Source organism: Winogradskyella sp., assembly GCF_013213835.1.
Classification (GTDB): Bacteria; Bacteroidota; Bacteroidia; order Flavobacteriales; family Flavobacteriaceae; genus Winogradskyella.
Map to the genome: position 1 here is coordinate 41,189 of NZ_JABSSU010000010.1, position 12,704 is coordinate 53,892.

Consider the following 12,704-nt stretch of genomic DNA (forward strand, 5'->3'; position numbering starts at 1 on the left):
TGATACTAAAGTGTTGAAATTCAAACTAGGCAACCTCAAAATAATCTTAATCCTTTTTTGTTATGCTCACAACATTTAGATCTTGGTTTTGTTCGCTATGAGTTCAAAATCTGTAACAGTTATTATATGCTCAATTCATGAACTATAGGTCATTTTGAAGCTTAGATAGTTTTTAAAATTGTGTTTACTCTTTTATGTATTCTATTTTATCATAAGTCAACTTTTTAAAATTGAAATTCATCTACTTTCGTAAAATAATCAGACAAAGTGTTTTATTTTATCGTTAAAAGTTCGCTTTTCGATAATACTTGAGGAATGTAATGTTGTGGAATGTCAGATTTAAATATCAAGAAATTCTTTAATAATCAATTCAATTCCATATAAGTTATGAAGTCACTTTACGCTAAGCTGATCTATAAAAATGTATGTATTTTTACGTTTGTAGCTTTCCTATTTAATTTTAATGTAGTCGCCCAAACCTTAACCACTCAAAATGGTGGTCAAACAGGTACTTCTGGTACCAACTGGAGTATTTCAGGAACCACACTTACGGTAACCGGAACAGCCAGTATAGATGCCTCAACTGTTGAAACAGCACTTGGTAATGGTTCCTTAACGATAGTAGGTAATACCACAGATTTCGATGTGACGATTAGCGAAAGTATTATATCAAGCACTGCGGGTAATGGATTGACCATCGGTAATGATGGGGATACTGGACAGATTCGCATCAACCAAAGTGTAACAATAGCTGGTGCTATTACTTTTAATGGTGGTTATGTTTATACTTTAGCAGACGTTGAGTCTACACAAAGCGGGGCAGATATAATACTTAAAGCTTCAGAAAATGTGCCAGGTTCTAATTTATCTAATGGCTGGATTATTTTCACCAATTTAGTTGATGTTACAACAACTAATAGCGACATTATTATATGGAGTAATGCGGCTAATAGAACCTCTGGTCAAGCCAACAATGAAGTTGTCCTCCAAGGAAATAATATTCTTAGTACATCTGGTGGGAAAATAGTGATTGCTGGTGGACTGGACGATGGCAGCAATGGTGGTACTGCAGCAGATGGCATTCCTGACGGTTATGCCTACAGAGGTAGTTATACTGGTGAAGCAGTTGATATTCGTGCCAATGTTACCATAGACTCCGATGGTGGTGAGATTATTATTAGAGGACAACAAAATGGAGCAGACACGGCTGTAAGGAGTGATAATACATTTAATATCAATAATGCAGGCGCCGTAACGATTGATGGTAAAAATACCGGAATCTATTCAGTGCTCTTCGGAATTGCAAACCTAAATGTGAGCAACGCAAATGCCTCTTTAACCCTGAATGGAACGACCAGTATTGCTGCTTTAGGGTTACTAACGGTGACCACACAAGGTGGTGATGTGCTATTTGCATCTAATGTAGACGACGCAACAGATGGCGAGACTACAGTCAATGGATTTATAAGAATGAATGCCGGCTTGTCCATAACTACCAATGGTGGTGATATTACTTTGGGTGGCGAAAACGCTTCAGCAACTGGCTACGCTATGGGATCCTCTAATGGTTCATTAACAGAAGGTATCCGTGTAGATGTCAGTAATAATCTTAATTCTGGAGGAGGTAGCATTAGCTTAAAAGGAAAAAGTTATGCTGCTTCAGTTGGTGCTGCAACAGGTGCCGCGGGTGTGATGTTTTTCAATGTTATTTCTGGAGTTGTTAATAGTGGTACAGGAACAATACTATTAGATGGCTATAGTCAAACATCAGCTGGCAATGCTATAGCTGGAATTCTATGGTGGAATAACTCAACCGCAAGTGATTTTACTATCCAATCGGCAAATACCAATGCCAATGCATTACCATCAACGGCTTTTCTGCAGGCATCTCAGGGCAAGCTTATGGTATAGAAGTAGAAGGCTTAAATACACTCAATGTTTTTGCGACCGCTTCTGGCGGCGGTATAACTGTGAATACTGGTAATTCTAGAGCTAGTTTTTATGATGCCGTTTTTAGAGGACCTACAAACATTTTGGCGGTTGATGGGCCAATAGCCTTAAAAGGTGGGCAACTTGGTGGTGTAGCCAACGGACGTCTATTTCTGAATAATGATCTTTATGTAGGATCTAAAGCAGCGACAGCAATCACCACAAGTAATAGCGCCATTAATATAGAGTTTGATGAATACGACTTTGCCAGTGGTGCTAAACCTCAAATTGCAACAACTGGTGCGGTCTCTTGGTTATCTGGTTCAAGTGATAGTTTTACAAGTGATATGTCTACAGGCAGCTTCAATTGGAATCAAAACAGCCAAATCATGTCGGCTTTAACCATTGGTAAATCTACAAACACTGAAACTATTGTACATGAGACGACGGCTATTACAGTTAATGGGCCGATATCAGTTTATGGTGGATCCATTCAGATAAATCAAGCCATGTCCGCTGTTGGGAATATTTTATTAGATGGCGACACAGGGAGCTTCTTAAGTCAAAATACAATAGGAGTTGATATTGGAGCTAATATTTCTACTTCAAGTAACGGTAACATTACCATTTTAGCTCGTGGAGGTAATACAACTAGTCAGGGTCAAAGACATGGTGTTAATATTGGCAATTACCAAATAGAGGCCGGTGGAACAGGTGATATAACCATCACAGGATATGGTGGTTTATCTAACAATGGTGTTAATGGCAGTTGCCATGGTATTAATTCAACAGATGGTGATATTATTTCTAATGGTGGAGATGTTAATTTAACAGGATTTGCTGGAGGCGCGAATTTAGGCTCTTACAGTCAGGGAATTGCTTTTGCTTCTAATGCACAAATACTTGCTGGAGGTACTGGTACCATTACAATTGAAGGTACAGGAGGAGTGAATAACGTCATAGGGTTACGAGGTGTTGTTTTTGTAACAGGTGTTACCGTTGCGACTGATGGTGGAGATATTTCTATTACTGGATTTCATGGTGCTAATGGTTCTGATAATAGTGATGGTGTGACTTTTAGTAATACAACTATTGGAGATGATAATTCTGGGGCTATTTCTATTGTAGGTACACCAGGTGGTGGTTCAGGAAGTGAATCTATTTTCTTAGATAATGCAACGATCGGAAGCGCTAACTATGGTGGCAATGTCCTTATGCAAGGCGATAGTTTTGCAACCTCAAATTCCAACAGTTTAACCACAACGGGAACTGTAACGATAGAACCTTATACCAACAGTTTTTCTTCGACATTATCATGGCCGCTGTCTAACCTTGCAGTAGGAAGCAATTTGACTGGGTTAACTATTGGTAAGTTAGCTAATGTACAAGATATTACAATTTCAAGTACTCAGTCAATTTCAGGTCCTATTTCAATTTATGGTGGTGATATTGCACTAAGCAATACACTTACCGCGACTAGTAGTACTATTCATCTGCAAGCTACAGGAAATGTGACGCAATCGGCCGCCATATCAGCAAATAACTTAAGCCTAGCGGGTACAGGTAATTTTATCTTACAAGATAGCGCTAACAATATAGCTACTATTGCTGGTGGTGAAAGTGGAACGCGCTTGGGAACTTTGGCATATAGAGATGCAGATGCCTTACAAATTGGTACAGTGGGTTCGCTAAGCGGATTCTTCTCTAGTGATACCATGCTTATAGAAACTGAAAGTGGAGATGTAACGCTTGCACAGAATGTAAATACAACTTCTACCTCAGATGATGCCATTACTCTTAATGCTGGTAGAACGGAGTTGGCTGGCACAGGTACTGGTGGCGATATAATAATAAGCGGAAGTCCTACCTTAACATTTCCAAGTACAGCAAGAGCAAAATTGTTTAGTGGAAGTGAAGCGAGCTCTACAGGCTTAACAGCTTTTGTAGGTGGGTTAAGTAATGTACGCTATAATTTTGATGAAACGTCTGATTTAAGTGGTGAAGGTTTAACCGATGATAATGCCTACGCTATCTATCGTAGTCCAGCGACATTTACTTTAAGCAGCAATGTACCAGCAGCAAATGCGGTAAATATAGATGCTAGTTCTAATATAGAATTGACTTTTGATACCACTGCAGATGGGACAACATTTAATACCACAAATGCTATTGTTCGTGGTCAGCAGTCGGGTGATATAGCTGGTGTATGGAGTGTTAACAGCAATGTAGCCACCTTTAATCCTACCTCAGATTTTACAGCAAGAGAAGTCATACATGTAGAGCTTACCAGTAATTTAGCAGGCACTAACGGGGCGACTTTAACGGGTACCAATGCCTTTTCCTTTACGGTGGCAACCACTCCAACTAATTTAGGTGAAACAGGAACATGGGAAGCGGTGGCAGCAACCGAAGCAAACTCCTGGAGATCTGTTGCTTACGGTAATGGGCGCTTTGTTGCGGTCGCAATTGATGGTAGTAATAGGGTGATGTATTCCGACAATGGTGTACAATGGTTTGCAGGCTCAGGCGCACCAGCTAATTTATGGCGTAAAGTCACTTATGGTAATGGACGTTTTGTAGCGGTAGCATCTTCAGGTACCAATCGTGTAATGTACTCAGATGATGGTATCAATTGGACGGCTGTCTCTGTACCAGAGAATCTTTTTTGGTATGGTGTTACTTATGGTGAAGGGAAGTTTGTTGCGGTGGCTTATGGCGCTAACAGGGCAATGTATTCAAATGATGGTATTACCTGGATGGGAACAGACGCTGAATCCACCGAAGATTGGGTCTCTGTAACATATGGTAATGGACGATTCGTCGCTATAGGAGATAATTCAAACGATGTCATGTATTCAGATGATGGTATTAACTGGACGGGTGCATTGGCCACTGAATTTGCAGGTTGGTGGGATGTGACCTATGGAAATGGTCGTTTTGTAGCTGTATCATTTGACAATGCCACTAATAGTATTATGTATTCTGATGATGGCATTAATTGGTCTAATAGTTCTTCTAATAACAGAACATTCCTTGGTGTTACCTATGGAGGTGGGCGTTTCGTGGCAGTGGCTTATACAGGAGCCGCTAGCGGACAAGTAGTCTATTCTACAGATGGTGTTAATTGGACTGATTCAACCTCTGCTGAAGCTAACGCATGGTATGGTGTTACTTATGGTGAAGGCAAATTTGTAGCTGTTGCAGAAACAGGAAGCAACAGAGTTATGGTGTCACAATCCGATTTTAGTTTTAGTTCTTCGACACCATTGGCTAATGCTATAAATGTGGCAGCAAACTCAAATATCGAATTAACCTTTAATTCAGAACCAGATATCTCTAGTTTTACGAGTACTAATGCTGTGGTGCGTGGTCAACAATCTGGGGATATAGCTGGAGTTTGGAGTGTTAATGGAAATGTAGCCACTTTTAATCCTACTTCAGATTTTACAGCACAAGAAGTGATCCATGTAGAATTGAGCCCTTACATTACTAATATAGAATCAGGTACGTTATCAGACAAAGAGGCCTTTTCGTTTACCGTAGAAACTACAGATATTACCACAGGTGATACTTGGACTTCAGCATCTGCAACTGAGGCTAACGAATGGTATTCTATTACCTATGGAGGAGGCCGATTTGTAGCAGTAGCAGTTACAGGTACCAATCGTGTGATGTATTCTGACAATGGTAGGCAGTGGTTTGCAGGCTCAGGTGCACCAGCAAATGAGTGGCGTGAAATTACTTATGGTAATGGGCGTTTTGTAGCAGTAGGATCAAATCGTGATTCTAATAGTACCACCAATGAACGTGTGATGTACTCTGATGATGGTATCAATTGGACAGCAGTACCTACTTCAGAATATGATGAAACTCAAGATTGGTACGGTATTACCTATGGCGATGGAAAATTTGTAGCCGTAGCAAGAGAGCATAATCAAGTGATGCACTCGACCAATGGTGTCACTTGGACAGCTGAAACTGCCCATAACAGGGATTGGGTTGGGGTTACCTATGGTAATGGACGTTACGTGGCTGTAGCTTCTGGTGGTTCTAATACAAGTAAAACCATGTATTCTGATGACGGTATCAACTGGACAATGAGTACAACTACGAGTGCTAATACCTGGTGGGATGTCTCCTATGGTAATGGCCGTTTTGTGGCTGTAGCTTGGACTGGCTCAGATTCCAATCATATCATGTACTCCGATGATGGTGAAGAGTGGTTTGATTCAGCATCAAGTCCAAATAGAGATTATCAATATGTGACCTATGGCAGTGGACGTTTTATTGCGGTTGCTTGGACAGGTGCTGCTAGTGGACAAGTTGTTACTTCTACGGATGGTTCTACTTGGACAACACTTAGCTCCGCAGTAGACAATGCTTGGTATGATGTGGTTTATGGTGAAGGTCGTTTTGTAGCCGTTTCTAGTAATGGTACAGATCGTGTAATGTTATCCGCGCCAATAGACGATGCCGAGTTAAGTACTGCGGTGGCAACAGATATTACAGGCGTTTCTGCAACCCTTGGCGGAAACATTACCTATAATGGTGGTACTGCTGTAACCGATCGAGGTATTGTCTATTCTACCACAGATACCACACCAGAAATTGGTGAGCTTGGAGTAACACAAGATACTAATGGTACAGGTACAGGTGTCTTTAACGAAACGATTTCCGGTTTAACTATTAATACTGATTATTATTACCAAGCGTATGCTATAACCTCTAAAGGCACGTTTTACGGCGGTGTAGAGACCTTTACGACTTTAGCTTGTGATGTGACTTTTGCCTATGATGCAGCAGAGTATTGTGATAATGCTTCAGACCCAACACCGACGGTATCAGGTTTAACAGGTGGTACATTTTCGTCAACTGCTGGCCTAAGCCTTAATACTTCCACAGGTGAAATTGATATTAGTGCTTCAACAGCAGGAACTTATACTATAACCTATACTACTACTGGTAATTGCCCAAATAGTTCTACACAGGATGTCACTATTTCAGCAATTGCTACGGTAACTTGGACGGGCGCAGAATCTTCAGACTGGAATGATCCATTAAACTGGAGTCCTAATGCAGTGCCAGGTACGTGTTCAGATATCGTTATTCCCGATGTCATAACTAAACCTGAGTTACCGGCAACGGCTTCTATAAATAACATGGAGGTTGCTGCAGGATCTAGTTTAACTGTTGATGTTGGCGAAACTTTAAATATCTCTGGTGATTTAGATTTGCAATCAACATCTACAAGCTATTCAAGTTTATTGGTAGATGGTGCTTTAAATGTAGCTGGCAACACAACCTATAATAGATTTGTCAATTCTACAGCTTTAGGAAATGATTTAGTTTCTGCCCCGTTATCAGGTCAGACATGGGCAAGTTTCTTAAGTGCCAATGCAACACCACTTTTAGATAATGGAACAGTATATGCGTTTGCGCCTTTTGATAAAACTACAGGTGCTTACGAGAATTATGATAATAGTACTATTGCAACTTTAACTAGCGGAATTGGTTACAGGTCAGCCACAGAGAGTGGACAGACCTTGGCATTTACAGGTGATTTACCTGCTAATACAGTAGCAGTAGATATTATTAATTCTGGACCAGCATTTGCGAATTGGAATTTAGTAGGTAATCCTTATCCATCATATTTAAATGTTCAATCTTTTTTTAATCATGATGTTGGCAGTGGTGTAACCAATATAGATTTATTGAGTACAGGGATTAAGGCAATATATGGTCACGATGGCGATGCATCAGATGGATGGACTATTTATAATTTAGCTAATACAACACCTTCTACAGTAATTGCACCTGGTCAAGGCTTTTTTGTAAGTGCTGATGCTACATTGGTTGGGGCTCACGATTTAGAGTTTACCAAAGCGATGTGTGCTATTGGGTCGTCTGATGATTTCATTTCAGGAAGAAATAATGACTTATCATTTTTAAAACTAAACTTGAGTGCCATAGACAAAACATATCATACTGAGTTTTATGTTAATGACGTCGCAACATTAGGATTTGATGATGGTTATGATGCTCAATTATTTGGTGATTCAGCACCTAGCTTTAGTATTTATTCTCATTTAGTGGAAGACAATTTAGGTGCGCCTATAGCACTACAATCCATTAATACGCTAGATATTTCAGAAGTTTCAATTCCTTTAGGAGTTAATGCTAGTCAAGGTGAACAATTAACATTTAGTATTCTTGAATCTACATTACCGCAGTCTGTTGAGGTCTATTTAGACGATACTTTAGAAGGCACATCCACTTTGCTAAATACTGGTAATTATGTAATGACTCCAAATACAAATATTCAAGGTGTGGGACGATTTTATTTGAGATTAGGAAATCAGTCATTGGGTATCAGAGATAATGATTTATCAAATATCAATATATATGTAGACGCTGTGAACGGGCTTGTTGTTAGTGGAATTTTATCAAGTAAAACAACTTTAGATTTATTCGATGTTCAAGGTAGACTTGTGTTGTCTCGTAATTTAAATACATCTCAAGAAGAGCATCGCATTGAAGTATCTCATCTTAATACAGCTGTTTATATTGTAAAACTAAAACAAGGTGAGCAAGAATTTATAAAAAGAGTGATTATTAGGTAGATGACTATCGATTAAAAATGAAATAAGTTATAAAGCCTTTGATGTCATGTCAAAGGCTTTTACTTTTGCATTATGTTAGACAACTTCACAAACGAATTTTTTGGTATTGGTATTCAAAATGGAAAAACACCTGAAAATCTTGGTGTGTTATGGCGATCAGCACAGAATCTTGGCGCTAGTTTTATTTTTACAATAGGAAACCGTTATGCCAAGCAAGCATGCGACACACATAATGCCGTAAAAGCAATGCCTTATTTTCATTATGAAAGTTTTGAAGACTTTTACAATAATTTGCCTAAAGGTGCAAGAATTGTAGGCGTGGAGTTAACAGATAAAGCTGAAGATCTGGAAACTTTTCATCATCCGAGACGTTGTGTGTATTTATTAGGTGCTGAAGATCATGGTTTAACAAAAGAGGCTATTGAGAAAAGCCATTTTTTGGTCAAGTTTAAATCGCAGTTAAGCCTTAATGTGTCTGTTGCAGGTAGTATTGTGATGTATGATAGAGGAATAAACAAACCAAGGTCGTAACTTTGCCCGTAACAAAAATCACAAGTATGGCTCATAAAGCAGGTTTTGTAAATATTATTGGTAATCCTAATGTGGGAAAGTCTACCTTAATGAATGCATTTATAGGTGAAAAGCTTTCTATTATAACTTCAAAAGCACAAACCACTAGACATCGTATTTTAGGGATTGTTAATGGAGAGGATTTTCAAATGGTGCTCAGTGATACACCTGGCATTATTAAACCTGCGTATCAGTTACAAGAATCTATGATGGACTTCGTTAAGTCTGCTTTTGAAGATGCTGATGTTTTGGTGTACATGGTAGAAATAGGGGAAAAGGAACTTAAGGATGAAGCGTTCTTCAAGAAAATTACTAATTCTAAAATTCCGGTATTACTACTGTTAAATAAAATAGATAATTCTAATCAAGAGCAGTTAGAGGAGCAAGCAGAGTTATGGCAAAGTAAAGTACCTAATGCTGAGTTTTATCCTATTTCAGCGCTTAATGGGTTCAACGTTCAAAATGTATTTGAAAGAATTGTAGAATTACTGCCAGAATCACCACCATTTTATCCTAAAGATCAATTAACGGATAAACCTGAACGTTTTTTTGTGAATGAAGCTATTCGTGAAAAAATCTTGTTGCATTACAAAAAAGAAATTCCATATGCTGTAGAAATTGATACTGAAGAATTTCATGAAGAAGAGGACATCATTAGAATGCGATCAGTGATTATGGTTGAGCGAGATACTCAAAAAGGCATTATTATAGGTCATAAGGGTTCAGCATTAAAGCGTGTTGGAATGGAAGCTAGGAAAGATCTAGAAAAATTCTTCGGAAAACAAGTTCATTTGGAACTTTATGTAAAAGTCAATAAAAATTGGCGTTCTAGTATGAAACAATTAAGACGTTTTGGTTATAATCAAAAATAGGCGTAATAACTAAAATCTCTTTGCGATACCTAAACCAATTGAAATCGCATAATTGCCATCAAACTTTTTGTCATAAAACAAGTTAATAGGTACATCCCAGTGATTATGCAATGCAAGGTCGTGTTCCACACCAATTCGCACTAAAGGTTCAATGTCTCCTTGTTCAGAAATAATACCTGGGCCAAAAACCAATTCCCAATGTTCAATTGGACTCCATAAGGCGTCTAAGGTTACCACAAGAGGATATTGTCTCTCAATATCTATGTCATGTAACGATAAACTAACTTCTTTAGTAATTAATTCAACATCACTAAAGATTCCAATACCCCAATGATCACCAAGCCAATATTCATAGTCTAAACCAAATGTTGGTATAGATAAAGTGTTATGATTATCAATAGAAATAAAAGAATGTCCTAGAATAAAAGCAACTCTGTGCCTAGGTTCATGGCTAGCTGATTCTTTTATATAATGTTCTTGGGCAAAATTGAAGTTTGTAGTAAATAGGGTCAGTATCAAAGCTACCATAAGAGGTTTCATGCGACATATTTTACTTCAAAAGTAGGTCTACTTTATGAATGATTTACTGATAAATATCAGTGTTTTATAAATTTAATTTGAAGTGTTTGATATGACAAAAAATAAAAATCACATGTTATGAATTTATATGGCATGAATGTCTTTACTTCTTAAAGTATCTCGCATAAAATGATGCAATTCATGCATCTGACTCATACCAGCCTTTTTTCCTAAACGACCGCTAAAATACAGCGCAAACCAAATCACCACCATTAGTAAGGTTGTAAATAACTGAATGGCATAACTTGACTCTAAAGACCAATTGACATAAGCCCAAATAGCAAAACCTATAAAGAAACCAGCAACTACAAAATGAAAAAACATAAACATGGTCCAGACTGTTGGGTTTGGTCCAAATAAACCATAAATGGTACTGAGCTCTTTTTTATCGTAGTCTTCATTGATTTCTAAATGTAGTTGAGGAGACCAAAAATGTTGTTTGTCTTTAGGTATTTTAATGAACACATGATCATCAACTCTGGTCACAATAAAATTATTCTGTTTTTTACCAGAATCTTCAAATAAAGTCAATAGATCTTCATTTGGCTCATTGACATTAAACTTAAACCGAGGTCTTAAGATGATTTCATTAGAGAGTTCCATGGTTGATTGTCTTAGTGATATCAATGTACAAATTTTTGTTTAACCTTTTCAAACGGATTTGATTCTACTTCAAATACTAGTGAAAAGCCGGCATTGTATTCTCATATTATATGCTACCTTTGCGGCAATATTTTAGATTATGGGAAATATAGTTGCAGTTGTAGGACGTCCAAATGTTGGAAAATCTACTTTTTTTAATCGTTTGATTCAAAGAAGAGAGGCCATTGTTGATGCAGTGAGTGGTGTAACAAGAGATCGTCACTATGGTAAAACCGACTGGAATGGCAAAGAGTTTTCACTTATTGATACAGGTGGATATGTCGTTGGTAGTGATGATATTTTTGAAGCTGAAATAGATAAACAAGTTGAGTTAGCTATTGATGAAGCAGACGCGATCATCTTTATGGTAGATGTTGAAGATGGTGTTACTGGTATGGACGAAGATGTTGCGAACTTACTTAGAAAAGTTGATAAACCTGTCTTTTTGGTAGTTAATAAAGTAGACAATAATAAACGAGCCGAAGATGCGGTTGAATTCTACGCTTTGGGTTTAGGTGAATATTATACAATAGCAAGTATAAATGGCAGCGGTACAGGTGATTTACTAGACGCTGTTGTTGAAGCCTTACCAGAAAAAGAGGAAGTAGAAGAAGAAGTATTACCAAGATTTGCTGTTGTAGGAAGACCAAATGCAGGTAAGTCATCTTTTATAAATGCATTGATTGGTGAGGATAGATATATTGTGACTGATATTGCAGGAACCACGAGAGATTCTATAGATACAAAATACAATCGTTTTGGATTTGAATTCAATCTGGTAGACACCGCAGGAATTCGTCGTAAGTCTAAAGTAAAAGAAGACTTAGAGTTTTACTCTGTAATGCGAAGTGTAAGAGCAATAGAACACTGCGATGTTTGTTTACTAGTTCTTGATGCAACACGTGGGTTTGACGGACAAGTGCAAAACATATTTTGGTTGGCAGAACGTAACAGAAAAGGTATAGTTGTTCTGGTTAATAAATGGGATTTAGTAGAAAAGAATACCAAAACGGCTAAAGAATATGAACAACATATCCGTAAAGAAATTGCACCATTTACAGATGTACCAATTGTGTTCATTTCTGTACTAAATAAGCAACGTATTTTTAAGGCAATAGAAACTGCTGTTGAGGTTTATAAAAACAGATCTAAGGGTATTAAAACAAGTGTACTTAATGAGACCTTGTTACCAATAATTGAGAATAATCCACCTCCAGCATACAAAGGAAAGTATGTAAAGATTAAGTATATTATGCAGCTCCCAACACCACAACCTCAGTTTGCATTTTTCTGTAATTTGCCTCAATATGTTAAGGATCCGTATAAACGCTTTCTAGAAAATCAATTACGAGAACATTTCGACTTTAATGGTGTGCCAGTTAGTGTGTATATGCGTAAAAAATAGAATGTATTTGTCACCTGTTTTTAATAGATTCTACTAATTAGATATCAATGTTGTAAATTCTAGAAGTTGAATTTGTAACAACTCTTT

At 37.8% G+C, this 12,704-nt stretch carries 7 protein-coding genes; 5 read left to right on the forward strand and 2 right to left on the reverse strand.

What is annotated here, in order from left to right; all coding sequences use genetic code 11:
* Window positions 1-387 precede the first annotated feature (387 nt).
* From HRU50_RS14040 to era, 4 genes are all read left to right on the forward strand, one after another.
* Window positions 388-1,911 carry a hypothetical protein gene (locus HRU50_RS14040; protein ID WP_296351735.1) on the forward strand — a complete coding sequence of 508 codons (1,524 nt, stop codon included), beginning with the start codon at window positions 388-390 and terminating at the stop codon, window positions 1,909-1,911.
* 59 nt (window positions 1,912-1,970) lie between these two features.
* Window positions 1,971-8,549, forward strand: coding sequence for an Ig-like domain-containing protein (locus HRU50_RS14045; protein WP_296351736.1), 6,579 nt, complete (start codon window positions 1,971-1,973; stop codon window positions 8,547-8,549).
* A 72-nt stretch (window positions 8,550-8,621) separates the two neighbouring features.
* Window positions 8,622-9,080: an RNA methyltransferase gene (locus HRU50_RS14050; protein ID WP_296351737.1), complete on the forward strand. Its 459-nt coding sequence runs from the start codon at window positions 8,622-8,624 to the stop codon at window positions 9,078-9,080.
* Between the two features lie 26 nt (window positions 9,081-9,106).
* Window positions 9,107-9,991, forward strand: coding sequence for a GTPase Era (era, locus tag HRU50_RS14055; RefSeq protein WP_296351738.1), 885 nt, complete (start codon window positions 9,107-9,109; stop codon window positions 9,989-9,991).
* 9 nt (window positions 9,992-10,000) lie between these two features.
* On the opposite strand, the gene HRU50_RS14060 is transcribed toward era, so the two are convergent.
* Together HRU50_RS14060 and HRU50_RS14065 are read right to left on the reverse strand one after the other, a co-directional pair.
* Window positions 10,001-10,531, reverse strand: a complete 531-nt coding sequence (locus HRU50_RS14060; protein WP_296351739.1) for a hypothetical protein — start codon at window positions 10,529-10,531, stop codon at window positions 10,001-10,003.
* Window positions 10,532-10,654: 123 nt separating this feature from the next.
* Complete coding sequence (locus HRU50_RS14065) at window positions 10,655-11,173, reverse strand: GTP-binding protein (RefSeq protein WP_296351740.1); 519 nt, start codon at window positions 11,171-11,173, stop codon at window positions 10,655-10,657.
* A 139-nt stretch (window positions 11,174-11,312) separates the two neighbouring features.
* Between HRU50_RS14065 and der the strand changes: the two genes are divergently transcribed.
* Window positions 11,313-12,617, forward strand: coding sequence for a ribosome biogenesis GTPase Der (gene der, locus HRU50_RS14070; protein ID WP_296351741.1), 1,305 nt, complete (start codon window positions 11,313-11,315; stop codon window positions 12,615-12,617).
* Window positions 12,618-12,704: the final 87 nt, after the last annotated feature.

Excerpts from the sequence above, each read along its gene's own strand:
- HRU50_RS14040 (WP_296351735.1), top strand. The coding sequence starts at position 388 with ATGAAGTCACTTTACGCTAAGCTGATCTATAAAAATGTATGTATTTTT.
- era (WP_296351738.1), top strand. The coding sequence starts at position 9,107 with ATGGCTCATAAAGCAGGTTTTGTAAATATTATTGGTAATCCTAATGTG.
- HRU50_RS14050 (WP_296351737.1), top strand. The coding sequence starts at position 8,622 with ATGTTAGACAACTTCACAAACGAATTTTTTGGTATTGGTATTCAAAAT.
- HRU50_RS14060 (WP_296351739.1), bottom strand. The coding sequence starts at position 10,531 with ATGAAACCTCTTATGGTAGCTTTGATACTGACCCTATTTACTACAAAC.
- der (WP_296351741.1), top strand. The coding sequence starts at position 11,313 with ATGGGAAATATAGTTGCAGTTGTAGGACGTCCAAATGTTGGAAAATCT.
- HRU50_RS14065 (WP_296351740.1), bottom strand. The coding sequence starts at position 11,173 with ATGGAACTCTCTAATGAAATCATCTTAAGACCTCGGTTTAAGTTTAAT.